Origin of the sequence: Pseudomonas sp. B14-6, assembly GCF_013260315.1 — a bacterium.
Classification (GTDB): Bacteria; Pseudomonadota; Gammaproteobacteria; order Pseudomonadales; family Pseudomonadaceae; genus Aquipseudomonas; species Aquipseudomonas mandelii.
In genome coordinates, this window is the sequence record NZ_CP053929.1 from 2,296,574 (window position 1) to 2,310,520 (window position 13,947).

General features: G+C 59.0%; 10 protein-coding genes. 3 read left to right on the forward strand and 7 right to left on the reverse strand.

From position 1 onward, the window contains the following. Positions 1-67: 67 nt before the first annotated feature. The 3 genes from fadA to HP062_RS10470 form a co-directional block, all read right to left on the reverse strand. Entirely contained in the window at positions 68-1,243 is a 1,176-nt protein-coding gene (gene fadA / locus HP062_RS10460) for an acetyl-CoA C-acyltransferase FadA (protein ID WP_010456360.1), read from the reverse strand. Between the two features lie 32 nt (positions 1,244-1,275). Continuing rightward, complete coding sequence (fadB, locus tag HP062_RS10465) at positions 1,276-3,423, reverse strand: fatty acid oxidation complex subunit alpha FadB (protein WP_083376184.1); 2,148 nt, start codon at positions 3,421-3,423, stop codon at positions 1,276-1,278. Positions 3,424-3,963: 540 nt separating this feature from the next. Beyond that, on the reverse strand, positions 3,964-4,401 hold the full coding sequence (locus HP062_RS10470) for a hypothetical protein (protein WP_010456364.1): 438 nt from the start codon (positions 4,399-4,401) through the stop codon (positions 3,964-3,966). A gap of 104 nt (positions 4,402-4,505) precedes the next feature. Here HP062_RS10470 and HP062_RS10475 point away from each other — a divergent pair, with 104 nt between their 5' ends. Beyond that, positions 4,506-4,943, forward strand: a complete 438-nt coding sequence (locus HP062_RS10475; RefSeq protein ID WP_010456367.1) for a universal stress protein — start codon at positions 4,506-4,508, stop codon at positions 4,941-4,943. A gap of 128 nt (positions 4,944-5,071) precedes the next feature. Here the strand turns inward: HP062_RS10475 and HP062_RS10480 are convergent, their stop codons facing one another. Continuing rightward, positions 5,072-6,991, reverse strand: coding sequence for an ATP-binding cassette domain-containing protein (locus HP062_RS10480; RefSeq protein ID WP_077748223.1), 1,920 nt, complete (start codon positions 6,989-6,991; stop codon positions 5,072-5,074). A gap of 213 nt (positions 6,992-7,204) precedes the next feature. On the opposite strand from HP062_RS10480, the gene HP062_RS10485 reads away from it, so the two are divergent. Then, the gene (locus tag HP062_RS10485) at positions 7,205-9,133 is read left to right on the forward strand and encodes a transglycosylase SLT domain-containing protein (RefSeq protein WP_083376181.1); all 1,929 of its coding nucleotides are present in this window, start codon (positions 7,205-7,207) and stop codon (positions 9,131-9,133) included. A 74-nt stretch (positions 9,134-9,207) separates the two neighbouring features. On the opposite strand, the gene HP062_RS10490 is transcribed toward HP062_RS10485, so the two are convergent. Together HP062_RS10490 and HP062_RS10495 are read right to left on the reverse strand one after the other, a co-directional pair. Then, positions 9,208-10,242 (reverse strand): Fic family protein, encoded by a 1,035-nt coding sequence (locus HP062_RS10490; RefSeq protein ID WP_083376180.1) that lies wholly within the window; start codon positions 10,240-10,242, stop codon positions 9,208-9,210. A 68-nt stretch (positions 10,243-10,310) separates the two neighbouring features. Next, positions 10,311-12,077, reverse strand: coding sequence for an ABC transporter transmembrane domain-containing protein (locus HP062_RS10495; protein WP_172791382.1), 1,767 nt, complete (start codon positions 12,075-12,077; stop codon positions 10,311-10,313). Positions 12,078-12,333: 256 nt separating this feature from the next. Between HP062_RS10495 and HP062_RS10500 the strand changes: the two genes are divergently transcribed. Further along, positions 12,334-12,513 (forward strand): PA1571 family protein, encoded by a 180-nt coding sequence (locus tag HP062_RS10500; protein WP_010456379.1) that lies wholly within the window; start codon positions 12,334-12,336, stop codon positions 12,511-12,513. A 184-nt stretch (positions 12,514-12,697) separates the two neighbouring features. Here HP062_RS10500 and pdxB read toward each other — a convergent pair whose 3' ends face one another. Next, positions 12,698-13,840, reverse strand: a complete 1,143-nt coding sequence (gene pdxB, locus HP062_RS10505) for a 4-phosphoerythronate dehydrogenase PdxB (RefSeq protein WP_102594823.1) — start codon at positions 13,838-13,840, stop codon at positions 12,698-12,700. Positions 13,841-13,947: the final 107 nt, after the last annotated feature.

The following is a 13,947-nucleotide window of genomic DNA, read 5'->3' on the forward strand; positions in this document are numbered from 1 at the left end:
AAACAAAAAATAAATTCAGAAAAACAAAAACCGGGGCACTTGGCCCCGGCTTCCGTCAACGAAACGCTTAAACGCGTTCGAAGACGGTGGAGATGCCTTGGCCGAGACCAATGCACATGGTGGCAACCCCGAAGGTGCCGCCATTCTGCTTCATCACGTTCAGCAGGGTGCCGGAAATACGGGCACCGGAGCAACCGAACGGGTGACCCAGGGCGATCGCGCCGCCGTGCAGGTTAACCTTCTCGTTCATCTTGTCGAGCACTTTCAGATCTTTCAGCACTGGCAGGGCCTGTGCAGCGAAAGCTTCGTTGAGCTCGAAGAAGTCGATATCGTTAATGCCAAGGCCCGCACGTTTCAGTGCTTTCTGAGTGGCCGGTACTGGACCATAGCCCATGATCGCCGGATCCACACCTGCCACCGCCATCGAGCGGATAACCGCCAGCGGCTGGATGCCCAGGTCCTGTGCACGCTGTGCCGACATCACGATCATGCACGAAGCACCATCGGTGATCTGCGACGAAGTACCGGCTGTCACGGTGCCGCCCTTGGGGTTAAACGCTGGCTTCAGAGCCGCCAGGCTTTCCAGGGTAGTTTCCGGACGAATGGTTTCGTCGTAGTCGAACAGTTTCAGGAAACCGTTCTCGTCGTAGCCTTGCATCGGGATGATTTCGTCTTTGAACTTGCCTTCCAGGGTCGCCTTGTGAGCGAGCTGGTGGGAGCGCACGCCGAAAGCGTCCTGTTGTTCGCGAGTGATGCCGTGCATTTTACCCAGCATTTCAGCGGTCAGGCCCATCATGCCCGAGGCTTTTGCCGCGTACAGCGACATGTGCGGGTTCGGATCGACACCGTGCATCATGCTCACGTGGCCCATGTGCTCGACGCCGCCGACGACGAACACGTCACCGTTGCCAGTCATGATCGCTTGTGCGGCAGTGTGCAGCGCGCTCATCGAAGAACCACACAGACGGCTGACGGTCTGGCCGGCAGCAGTGTGCGGGATCTGCGTCATCAGGGACGCCATGCGAGCGATGTTCCAGCCCTGCTCCAGGGTCTGGTTTACGCAGCCCCAGATCACGTCTTCGACTTCGTTCGGATCAACCTTGACGTTGCGTTCCAGCAATTTGCTGATCAGGTGCGCCGACATGTCTTCGGCGCGGGTGTTGCGGTGCATGCCGCCCTTGGAGCGGCCCATCGGAGTACGACCGAAGTCGACAATCACGACGTCTCTTGGATTCAAGCTCATAAAATTTCACTCTCGCTCAAGTGTTGGGACGCTTAACCGAAGAACCGTTGGCCGGTTTTGGCCATTTCACGCAGTTTTGCGGTCGGGTGGTACAGCGCGCCCAAATCAGCGTACTGGTCAGCCAGGGCAACGAACTCGGCAACACCGATCGAATCGATGTAGCGCAGCGCACCGCCACGGAATGGAGGGAAACCAATACCGTAGACCAGGCCCATGTCGGCTTCGGCGGCGGTTTCGACAATGCCGTCTTCCAGGCAACGCACGGTTTCCAGGCACAGCGGGATCATCATCCAGTTGATGATGTCTTCGTCAGTGACTTCGCGCTGCTCGTAAACGATCGGCTTGAGCACTTCCAGCACCGACGGATCGGCCACTTTCTTTTGCTTGCCTTTCTTGTCGGTCTCGTAAGCGTAGAAACCCTTGCCATTCTTCTGGCCCAGGCGCTTGGCTTCGTAGAGCACATCGACAGCCGAGCGACGGTCGTCTTTCATGCGGTCCGGGAAACCTTCAGCCATCACGTCACGACCGTGGTGGCCGGTGTCGATGCCGACCACGTCCATCAGGTACGCCGGGCCCATTGGCCAGCCGAATTTTTCCATGATCTTGTCGATACGGACGAAGTCCACACCGGCGCTGACCAGCTTGGCGAAACCGCCGAAATACGGGAACAGGACGCGGTTGACCAGGAAGCCCGGGCAGTCATTGACGACGATCGGGTTCTTGCCCATTTTCTTGGCGTAGGCAACGGTGGTGGCCACGGCCAGCTCGCTGGACTTCTCGCCACGAATCACTTCAACCAGCGGCATCATGTGCACCGGGTTGAAGAAGTGCATGCCGACGAAGTTTTCCGGACGCTTGAGGGCTTTGGCCAGCAAGGTGATGGAAATGGTCGAGGTGTTGGACGCGAGGATGGTGTCCTCTTTGACCTTGTCTTCGACTTCGGCCAGAACGGCTTGCTTGACCTTCGGGTTTTCGACGACTGCCTCGACGACCAGGTCAACGTGACCGAAATCACCGTAGGACAGGGTCGGACGGATGCCGTTGAGCACTTCAGCCATTTTCGCTGGGGTCATGCGACCTTTATCAACGCGGCCGACCAGCAGCTTGGCGGCTTCAGCCAGGCCTTGCTCGATACCGTGCTCGTTGATGTCCTTCATCAGGATCGGCGTACCTTTGGAGGCCGACTGATAAGCGATACCGCCACCCATGATGCCGGCGCCCAATACGGCGGCCTGCTTCACATCCTTGGCGATTTCATCGTAGGCCTTGGCCTTTTTCTTCAGCTCCTGATCATTCAGGAACAGACCGATCAAGCTCTGCGCAGCAGAGGTCTTGGCCAGTTTGACGAAACCGGCGGCTTCGATTTCCAGCGCCTTGTCACGACCGAAGTTCGCGGCTTTCTGGATGGTCTTGATCGCTTCGACCGGTGCCGGGTAGTTCGGACCGGCTTGACCGGCCACGAAACCCTTGGCGGTTTCGAAGGCCATCATTTGTTCGATGGCGTTCAACTTCAGCTTTTCCAGCTTCGGCTGACGCTTGGCCTTGTAGTCAAACTCGCCAGAGATGGCGCGCTTGATCAGCTCCAGGGCCGCTTCCTGCAATTTCTCAGGGGCAACCACGGCATCGACGGCGCCTACTTTCAGCGCGTCTTCAGGACGGTTTTCCTTGCCGGCGGCAATCCACTCGATAGCGTTGTCGGCACCGATCAGGCGCGGCAGACGCACGGTACCGCCGAAGCCCGGGTAGATGCCCAGCTTGACTTCCGGCAGACCGATCTTGGCCTTGGTGGACATGACGCGGTAGTCCGCCGCCAGGCACATTTCCAGACCGCCACCCAGAGCGATGCCGTTGATCGCGGCGACAGTCGGGACGTTGAGGTCTTCGAAATCGCTGAAAATCTTGTTGGCTTCCAGGTTGCCAGCAACAAGCTCTGCATCAGGCAGCTTGAAGTTCTCGACAAATTCGGTGATGTCGGCGCCGACGATGAAGACGTCCTTGCCACTGCTGACGATCACACCCTTGATCGAAGCATCTGCCTTGATGGTGTCTACGGCCTGACGCAGTTCGTTCAGGGTTAGACGGTTGAACTTGTTGACGGACTCACCCTTGAGGTCGAATTTCAATTCGACGATGCCACTTTCAAGAGCCTTAACCGTGATGGCTTTACCTTCGTAAATCATCAACTGATCTCCACGATATGGAAGCTGAACAGTACACGTCGGACGCAGGCAAATGGCTTGGCAGGGACGCTTAACGTCAATGCTACGCCCATCTACCCGGCACACCCGCCAACGCGATAGTCGGGATTCTGTAGGAGCGATGTTAAATACAAACGCTCAATTCATACGCCCGTTTGATTTGGGTACGCCACCTTCACGGAATTTCCGACAATTGTCAATCGCCCAAAATGCGGGTTCAAACGCGACTTTGCGGTCACTTCCGTACTACGAAGATCTTCAACACGCCCCTGCATGTGAAGCCATTCATAGAATCAATAGTTAGAAAAGTCGCCCTAATTCGCTGCAGCCTTTGTTTAACAGACTACGCTGGCGGGACCTTGAGAAAAAAAATTGAACACTTTTGGCGAACGCCAAGCGTAAGATCGGCGGCACAAAGAATTACCGGCCTGCCTGGCCAACCCCAGCCCGATGATGATGTCGGGCTTTTTATTGCCTGTCTGTCGGAGGTTTCGCGCCATTGCAGCGCGAAATGTCCGTGAGTCACGCCAGTGCTTTCAGCACCGCATCGATGTCTTGCAAAACCGTCGCTTCGCCCTTCTCGCCCCAATACAGAGTGATCATCTGTTTGTCCGCTTCAACCTTGTAGACGTTGGCTGGCAATTTTTCGAAATGATTGAGCAGCGCTCGATCTTCGCAAATCTCCTGCCACTGGTTCACCCACACACCCGGCGACTTTTGCCAGTAACTCCAGCACGCCGGTTGATTGCCACGACGTGGCCGATGGTACTGGGCGCAAGGGCTCGGCGGCTCCTGGCTCAGCCAGTGCGGCCACTCCTGGGGCGCAAGCTGCATGGCGAGGCCGATACGCCGCGCTTCCATGCGCAGAGCCATGCGCCCGCTCTGTCCACGGGACGGTCGCAACCATGCCAGCGGACTCAGCACCACCAGCAGGATTGACACCACTATCCAGACCGTCATATCTGTACTCCCGATTCTTGATGAGCGCTTTGAGTCACTTTGGAACCATTGCGCTTGAAACCAGCCATACTTACCAATATTGCAATCCTCAGGAGGAGCACCTCATGCCCTACCACCATATTCTGGTCGCTGTAGATCTAACCGAAGAGTGCGACCCTGTAATCCACCGTGCTCGTGAGCTTTCAGTGAGCAATGGCGCGAAACTGTCCCTGGTCCATATCGTCGAACCGATGGCCATGGCCTTTGGCGGCGACGTCCCCATGGACCTGTCACAACTGCAACAGCAGCAGTTCGATCAGGCCAAGGAACGCCTGGACCGACTGATCGTGAAGTATCCGGAACTCTCCAAAGAATACAGCCACCTGACCTACGGCCAGCCACGCCAGGAGATTCACCACCTGGCCAAGGAACAGACCTGCGACCTGATCGTGGTGGGCAGCCATGGCCGACACGGCCTGGCATTGCTGCTGGGCTCGACGGCCAACGACGTGCTGCACGGCGCTCCGTGTGATGTGCTCGCGGTGCGCCTGATCAAAAGCTGAAAACCCGTACCCTGTAGGAGCGACCCTGCTCGCTCCTACAGGGGATCTATAGCAACGTGTAGATCGCATTCCATACGAAAAGCCCGGCGCTCATCACTGAACGCCGGGCTTTTTTGTTACAGCATCAATCAGGCATCCAGCTCAGCCCAACGCTCGACCATCACGTCGAGTTCAGCCTGCAACTGCTCAAGCTGAGCGATCACGGCAGCGGTCTCGACCGCAGGACGCTGATAGAAACCGGCATCGGCCATCTGGGCCTCGACGGCAGCGATCTGCTGTTCCATGGCTTCGATCTGGGCCGGCAACATTTCCAGCTCACGCTGCAATTTGTAGCTGAGCTTCTTCTTCGCCACCGGCGCTTCGACTGCCGCAGCAATCGGTGCCGCTTCCGCCGTCACGACCGCAGAGGTCAGGTCGGCCTTGCCGGATTTGCTCTCGGTCACGCCCAGCAGGCGCGGCGAGCCGCCCTGACGCAGCCAGTCCTGATAACCACCGACGTACTCGCGCACCTTGCCTTCACCTTCGAAGACCAGGGTGCTGGTGACCACGTTGTCGAGGAATGCCCGGTCGTGGCTGACCATCAGCACGGTGCCGTTGAAGGTCAGCAAGACCTCTTCCAGCAGCTCGAGGGTTTCGACGTCGAGGTCGTTGGTCGGTTCGTCGAGAACCAGCAGGTTCGCTGGTTTGCTGAACAGTTTCGCCAGCAACAGACGCGCACGTTCACCACCCGACAGCGCCTTGACTGGCGTGCGGGCACGCTGAGGGCTGAACAGGAAGTCGCCGAGGTAACTCAGCACGTGACGGCTCTGGCCATCGATATCGATGAAGTCGCGACCTTCGGCCACGTTGTCGATCACGGTCTTTTCCAGGTCCAGCTGATGGCGCAACTGGTCGAAGTAGGCCACGTCGATGCGCGTCCCCTCTTCCACTGTGCCGCTGGTTGGTTGTAGACCGCTGAGCATCAGCTTCAGCAGCGTGGTTTTGCCGGTACCGTTGGCGCCGAGCAGACCGATACGGTCGCCCCGCGTCAGGACCATCGAGAAATCCTTGATCAGGAACGGACCGCCCGGGTGAGCAAAGCTCACGTTCTCGAGGACCATCACCTGTTTGCCGGACTTGTCAGCGGTGTCCAACTGAATGTTGGCCTTGCCGGTGCGCTCACGACGCTCACTACGCTCGACACGCAGGGCTTTCAATGCGCGGACGCGGCCTTCGTTACGGGTACGACGGGCCTTGATGCCCTGGCGGATCCAGACTTCTTCCTGGGCCAGCTTCTTGTCGAACAGCGCGTTGGCGGTTTCTTCAGCGGCCAGGGAGGCTTCTTTGTGCACCAGGAAACTGGCGTAGTCGCCGTTCCAGTCGATCAGGCCGCCGCGATCCAGTTCCAGAATGCGGGTCGCGAGGTTTTGCAGGAATGAACGGTCGTGCGTGATGAACAGCACGGCGCCCTGGAAATCCTTCAGCGCTTCTTCGAGCCAGGCGATTGCACCGATGTCCAGGTGGTTGGTCGGTTCGTCGAGCAGCAGCAGGTCCGGTTCGGAAACCAGGGCCTGGGCCAGCAGGACGCGACGACGCCAGCCGCCGGACAATTCAGCGAGAGTCTTGTCGGCCGGCAACTGCAGACGGCTCAAGGTGCTGTCGACCAGTTGCTGCAAACGCCAGCCATCGCGGGCTTCGAGGTCGTGCTGGACGTGCATCAGCTTGTCCAGGTCGGCGTCGGTGACGATGTTCTGGCTCAGGTGGTGATACTGCGCGAGCAGCTCGCCGACACCGTCCAGGCCTTCAGCCACTACGTCGAACACGGTCCGCTCGTCGGCTACCGGCAGTTCTTGCGGCAATTCGCCAATCTTGAGGCCGGGCGCGCGCCAAACGGAGCCTTCGTCGGGCTTCTGGTCGCCCTTGACGAGCTTCATCATGCTGGACTTGCCAGTGCCGTTGCGGCCGATGATGCACACCCGCTCACCACGGGCGATCTGCCAGGACACCTTGTCCAACAACGGCATAGCGCCGAAAGCAAGGGACACATCGCTGAATTTGAGCAGGGTCATGAGCTTCTCCAAAAACCGGGCGCGCATTCTACCTGACTTGAGGCTTCAGAAGGCCGGCAATTTCAATGTCGAAGCACTCTGCATGACAATTGTTGCGAACTTGTGCCGAGAGGCCCGCAAAGCTTTCGCCCGTTGCTGGCAAAAGGCTAAGCTACAGATAATTCGGTGCAGGTTAAGTCTGCACTTGTCGTGATTTCTATGCCCGGACGTCTCATGCGCAGCCGCCTCTTCAGTTTTTTATCTTGCTTGCTTCTTTCTGCCGCTGCCGCTCAAACCGCCCAGGCGGTGGACCTGTCCACCCAGCGCCAATATTACGATGAGGCCAAGCGAGCCTTGGCCAAGGGCGATACCGGCCCATATTTTCGCTACAGCCAGGCCCTTCGTGATTATCCACTGGAGCCATACCTGGCCTACGACGAACTGACCGCTCGGCTGAAAACGGCCAGCAATGCCGAAATCGAAAAATTCCTCGCCGAACACGGTGACCTGCCCCAGGCCAACTGGATGAAATTGCGCTGGTTGCGCTGGCTGGCCGAACGCGGCGACTGGGCGACCTTCGTCAAATACTACGACCCCAAGCTCAATTTCACCGAACTGGACTGCCTGAACGCGCAGTACCAGATTGGTCACAACCAGAAAGCCGAAGGCTACGCCAACGCCAATAAACTCTGGCTGACCGGTAAATCCCAACCCGCCGCCTGCGACGCGCTGTTCGGGCAATGGGCCGCCGAAGGTCAACTGACCGAACAGAAACGCTGGGAGCGCACGAAGCTTGCCGCCCAGGCGCGCAACTATCCGCTGGCCAACAGCCTGGTCAATGGCCTGACCACCCTCGCCCCTCGCGGTCGTTTGCTGGTGGATGTGGCGCAAAAACCTGAACTGCTGAATCAGCCGTCGCGCTTCACCCCTGCCGACGAACCGATGTCCGACGTGGTCAGTCTCGGTCTGCGCCGCCTGGCCCGCCAGGACCCGGACAAAGCCATGAACCTGCTCGACGGCTATGCCAGCAGCATGCACTTCTCCCGCGACGAAAAAGTGGCGATCGCCCGTGAAATCGGGTTGACCCTCGCCAAACGTTTCGACCCTCGCGCACTGGAAATGATGACCAGGTACGACCCGGAACTGCGCGACAACACCGTGTCCGAATGGCGCATGCGCCTGCTGTTGCGTCTGGCCCGCTGGGACGATGCCTATCAGCTGACTCGGCGCTTGCCGCAGGACCTGGCGACCACCAACCGCTGGCGCTACTGGCAGGCCCGCAGCCTGGAACTGGCGCAGCCGCAGAACCCGGAAGTACAAAACCTGTACAAGAACCTGGCCCGTGAGCGCGACTTCTACGGTTTCCTTGCCGCTGACCGTTCACAATCGCCCTACTCGCTAAACAACAAACCGCTGGTACTGAGCCAGGCGCTGATCAACAAGGTGCGCAACACGCCAGGCATTCGTCGCGCCCTCGAGTTCCACGCCCGCGGGCAGATCGTCGACGGTCGTCGCGAGTGGTACCACGTCAGCCGTCACTTCAACCGTGACGAGATGGTCGCCCAGGCAAAACTGGCCTACGACCTGAAATGGTATTTCCCGGCGATTCGCACCATCAGTCAGGCGCAATACTGGGACGATCTGGACATCCGCTTCCCGATGGCCCACCGCGAATCCCTGGTGCGTGAAGCCAAGGTCCGTGGCTTGCACTCGAGCTGGGTGTTCGCCATTACCCGCCAGGAAAGCGCCTTCATGGCCGACGCCCGTTCCGGCGTCGGCGCCAGCGGCCTGATGCAGCTGATGCCCGGCACCGCCAAGGAAACCGCACGCAAGTTCAGCATTCCGCTGGCCTCGCCGCAGCAAGTGCTCGACCCGGACAAGAACATCCAGCTCGGCGCCGCGTACCTGAGCCAGGTCCACAGCCAGTTCAACGGCAACCGCGTCCTCGCCTCCGCCGCCTACAACGCCGGCCCCGGCCGTGTACGCCAGTGGCTGCGCGGTGCGGATCACCTGAGCTTCGACGTGTGGGTGGAAAGCATCCCGTTCGACGAAACCCGCCAGTATGTGCAAAACGTATTGTCGTACTCGGTGATCTACGGCCAGAAACTCAACTCGCCACAGCCGCTGGTGGATTGGCATGAGCGGTACTTTGACGATCAGTGATACTGATGCTGAAGTCCGAATAAAAATGCCCGCATCGATTGATGCGGGCATTTTTTTTGGCGTATCCAGAAGGTCTATGCAGACTTGAATCGTGCGGCAGTCTGTTTGCCATGCCGGGTCAGACGATATTTTTGAGCCGGACTGCTTGGTGTCTCGGGGCTGGTCATTTCAATCAAATCGGCAGCCAATGCGGGCCTGAGGTAGTTAGCCCGAAAGGTCGCCTTGTGAGCCAAACCGACCTCAGCCATCAAGTCGCTGATTTTAAGCGGACCATTAACCTGGAGTGCTGAAAGCAATCTCCCTACTGGGTCGGTTACTGGGTCGGTTACTGGGTCGATTATTGATTCGGTATTGCCTGCCTCTTCAAGCGCAATACTCAACGCTTGCAGCATGAACTCGACAAAAGGCGTCGACTCAGCCAACTGGTCCGCAGCCGACAACGCCGCGTAATAAGCGTCTTGCTGCTCTCGAATCACCGCTTCGACTGGCAGATAAGCCAACACCGGCCGCCACTGACTGAGTATCAAGGTTTGCCAGAGTCGCCCCATCCGCCCATTTCCATCGGCGAAAGGATGAATAAACTCGAACTCGTAGTGGAAGACGCAGCTGACGATCAATGGGTGCCAATCCGATTGACTGAGCCACGCCAGCAAATCGTCCATCAAATGCCCAACACGACTCGGCGGCGGTGCCATGTGGACTAATTTTTCACCACGATAAATACCGACACCGGCTTGGCGAAACCGCCCACAGTCGTCAATCAATCCGCCCATCAGCAACTCATGCGCCCGCAGCAGGTCGGCCCGGTTGCTCGACCGCCACTCAGGCATGGCTTCATACGCCGCAAAAGCGTTACGCACTTCCTGGATTTCTCGCGGCAGGCCAAGTACTCGTCGCCCAGCCAGGACTGCGGTCACCTGCTCGATGCTGAGCGTGTTGTTCTCGATCGCCAAGGAAGCCTGAATCGTGCGAATTCGATTACTACGACGCAGTTGAGGCGTCTGCAGGCGTTCGTCCACAGCCGTCAGCTGACCGATTTGTTCGCTGATCCCGGCGATCAACGCCAGCATTCTGGTGGTCAGGGTCAACGGTGGTTGATAACGGCTCATATCCTCATCCAGGCTCGCAACTGAGGCCGACATAATGCCCGAACCTCGCAGTGTTCAGCAGCTCTCATTCATGCCGCGTCGTGCCCGTCACTGAATTGCAACGCCGCCAACCGCGCATACAGCGCATTGCTCGCAATCAATTCCTGATGCGTCCCTATTGCCACCAGTTTCCCATGATCCATCACCGCGATCCGGTCGGCATTTTTTACCGTGGCCAAGCGGTGAGCGATGACCAGGGTGGTGCGGTTTTTCATCAGGCTCGGCAGGGCTTGCTGGATCAGGTGTTCGCTTTGGGCGTCGAGGGCGCTGGTGGCTTCGTCCAGCAACAGGATCGGCGCGTCCACCAGCAGCGCCCGTGCGATGGCCAGGCGTTGGCGCTGGCCGCCGGACAACCCGAGGCCACCGTCGCCCAGATGGGTCTGATAGCCGTTAGGCATCTGCTCGATAAAGTCGTGGGCGTAGGCGATTTTCGCCGCTTCCTGAACCTGGGCCAGGGTCGCCGACGGGTTGCCGTAGCGGATGTTCTCTTCGATGCTGCCGAAGAACAGGGCCGGGTTTTGCGAGACCAGGGCGAAGCAGCGACGCAGGTCGAGCGGATCGAGTTGGGTCAGTGGCACGCCATCCAGCAGGATCTGCCCCGAGGCAGGATCGTAAAAACGCAGCAGCAGGTCATACACGGTGGATTTCCCGGCACCGGACGGGCCGACCAGGGCGAGGGTTTCGCCTGCATTGATGGTCAGATTCAAGCCATCGACGGCGTAACTTTCTGGACGTGAAGGGTAGGAAAAGCGCACGTCTTGCAGCGCCAGATTGCCCTTCACCCGATCAGGCAAGGTCACCAGCCCTGTGGTGGGCGGCTGGATGATGTTCTCGGAGCGCAGCAATTCGGCAATCCGCTCGGCCGCACCCGCCGCTCGCTGCAATTCGCCGATCACCTCACTCAACGTGCCAAAGGCGCTGCCGACGATCAGGCTGTAGAAGACGAAGGCTGCCAGTTCGCCCGCCGAGATCCGTCCGGCGATCACGTCCATACCGCCGACCCACAGCATCACGCCCACCGCGCCCAGCACGAGCACGATCACCAACGTAATTAGCCAGGCGCGCTGGAAAATGCGTTTGCGCGCCGTGTCGAACGCCTCCTCCACGGTCACGGCGAAGCGTTGCTCGTCCTGGACCTGATGATTGTAGGCCTGCACGGTTTTGATCTGGCCGAGGGTTTCGGAGACGTAGCTGCCGATGTCGGCAATCCGGTCCTGACTCAGGCGCGACAGACTGCGTACCCGACGGCCGAAAACAAGGATCGGCGCGATCACCAGCGGCAACGCCACGACCACGATGCTGGTGAGTTTGGGGTTGGTGATAAACAGCAAGACGATCCCGCCGGTGACCATCAGCAAATTGCGCAAGAACAGCGACAACGAAGAGCCGATCACTGATTGCAGCAACGTGGTGTCGGCGGTCAGCCGTGACTGGATCTCGGAGCTGCGATTGTCTTCATAGAAACCCGGATGCAGATAAACCAGGTGGTTGAATACTTGCTTGCGGATGTCCGCGACCACACGTTCGCCGATCCACGACACCAGATAGAAGCGCGCAAAGGTGCCGATCGCCAGCCCGACCACCAGCACCATGAACAAGCCGATGGTCTGGTTGAGCAAATGCGCCGATTGGGTCATGAACCCTTGATCCACCAGCAAGCGAATGCCCTGCCCCATCGACAAGGTGATGCCGGCGGTGATGATCAGCGCGAGCAATGCGCCAAGGGCCGGCCAGCGATAAGGTGCAAGAAAACGGCTGGTCAGGCGAATCGCACGGCGGTGACGGGCAGAGAGCATCGGGTTATCCAGTACGCAAATGATGGGACCAGCTATATCGCTTAAATGGGGTGGAACTCTGTAAATCACAATGAGTCAGGTTAATTATGACCACAAAGACTAGCCGCTAGACGCTATTGGTCTAATGTCCGGGTGGCAACACTGCGGTATTTCTGGTGGACTGATGTTGCCGCCTTGGAGAGATCGCAGGGAGTTGTCACAGCCTGGTCACCTGGCGGTTTTAAAGTAGGCACACAACCTGATGAGGAGACAGGCCATGTCCTTGCAAAACAGCAGCGAAGACAAGATTCAAGTGATCCGCACACAACCAGACCAGTCTCTGGGTTGCTCAATTATTGATAAGGATGGGCGCGAAGTACCGATCACTGAAGACATGATCCAGCAAGCCTGCAGCGAACTGGAAAAGCGATTGGTCAAGCCTGCCGAACAAGAGTGATATAGCCACCGTCTTCTTGACCCGGCCCTGATGGCCGGGTTTTTTGTGGGTGCTTATCCGGGAAATGCGGTGCAGCCATTCGCGGGCAAGCCTCGCTCCTACAGATTTTGCGTCGTCAACCTACTTAGCGAACACCCAAATCCTGTAGTAGCGAGGCTTGCCCGCGAAAGGGTCAACCCGGTCTCTAGACCGCCGTTGCGCCCAGTGCCGCCACTATCTTCAGCAACTCAGGCGAATCCCCCTCAATCCGCACCTGCAACCCGTCAATCTCCCTGCGCGCAGGATAGTTCTTGCGCAACGCATCAAACGCCGCACGCTGCTCGCTCACATTGCCTACAAGGCTGCGACGGAAATCCGCATCGTCACGACGCGGGTCGTACACGCCGCGGCACAGCATCGCCAGCGCCCAGGCCGGATCGCTCTTCGCGTGAAGGGTCACGTGCGACAACCACGGCGCCGGCAGCAGATCGCTCAAGCTGACCTGGGCCGGTTGCCCGATGAATTCGCAATACGCCTGATAGATCTGCGCCGTCCCCCGTTGTTTGCCATCCAGGCTATAACCGGCAATGTGCGGCGTCGCCAGCACGCAGAGTTCGGCCAGCGCCACATCGACTTCAGGTTCGCCTTCCCACACGTCGAGCACTGCTTGCAGGTCTTCGCGCTGCAACAACACCTGGCGCAGGGCGGCGTTGTCCACCACCGGGCCACGGCTGGCGTTGATCAGCCAGGTGCCAGGCTTGAGTTGGTTCAGGCGTTGTTTATCGAACAGATGCCAGGTCGACTGTGAGCCGTGTTTCTTCAAAGGGGTGTGCAGACTGATGACATCGCACTGCTCGATGATCTGCTCGAGGCTGACGTAATCGCCACCTTCGGCCGCTTGCCGTGGCGGATCACACACCCGCACGTTCCAGCCCAGCCCCTTCAAGACCTTGACCAGGCGACCGCCCACTTCGCCGGCACCCACGATGCCGTAAGTGCGCTGAGTCAGGTCGACGCCTTCGATTTCGGCCAGGGTCAGCAAACTGCCGAGCACGTAGTCGACCACGCCCCGGGCATTGCAGCCGGGCGCGCTCGACCAGGTGATGCCGGCCTGCTGAAAATAATCCAGATCCAGGTGATCCGTGCCGATGGTGCAAGTGCCGACAAAGCGCACCTTGCTGCCTTCGAGCAACGCGCGATTGACGTTGGTCACCGAACGCACCAGCAGCACATCGGCCTGCTCGACGGTGGCGCGGTCGATGGAACGTCCCGGCACCCGGCGAATTTCGCCGAAACTTTCGAAGAAGGCATCGAGCAGCGGGATATTTTCGTCGGCAACAATCAACATGGCAGGCTCCTTTGGCGGGTTGGCAGTGTAGGCGGAGATGACTGTAGTGGGCCAGCGGGCATTAAGGTCACTCCATACCCTGTGGCGAGGGAGCTTGCTCCCGCTGG

Coding starts and splice junctions, on each gene's coding strand:
- HP062_RS10475 (WP_010456367.1), top strand. CDS start 4,506: ATGCCCTACCACCATATTCTGGTCGCTGTAGATCTAACCGAAGAGTGC.
- fadA (WP_010456360.1), bottom strand. CDS start 1,243: ATGAGCTTGAATCCAAGAGACGTCGTGATTGTCGACTTCGGTCGTACT.
- HP062_RS10470 (WP_010456364.1), bottom strand. CDS start 4,401: ATGACGGTCTGGATAGTGGTGTCAATCCTGCTGGTGGTGCTGAGTCCG.
- HP062_RS10485 (WP_083376181.1), top strand. CDS start 7,205: ATGCGCAGCCGCCTCTTCAGTTTTTTATCTTGCTTGCTTCTTTCTGCC.
- pdxB (WP_102594823.1), bottom strand. CDS start 13,840: ATGTTGATTGTTGCCGACGAAAATATCCCGCTGCTCGATGCCTTCTTC.
- HP062_RS10500 (WP_010456379.1), top strand. CDS start 12,334: ATGTCCTTGCAAAACAGCAGCGAAGACAAGATTCAAGTGATCCGCACA.
- HP062_RS10495 (WP_172791382.1), bottom strand. CDS start 12,077: ATGCTCTCTGCCCGTCACCGCCGTGCGATTCGCCTGACCAGCCGTTTT.
- fadB (WP_083376184.1), bottom strand. CDS start 3,423: ATGATTTACGAAGGTAAAGCCATCACGGTTAAGGCTCTTGAAAGTGGC.
- HP062_RS10480 (WP_077748223.1), bottom strand. CDS start 6,991: ATGACCCTGCTCAAATTCAGCGATGTGTCCCTTGCTTTCGGCGCTATG.
- HP062_RS10490 (WP_083376180.1), bottom strand. CDS start 10,242: ATGAGCCGTTATCAACCACCGTTGACCCTGACCACCAGAATGCTGGCG.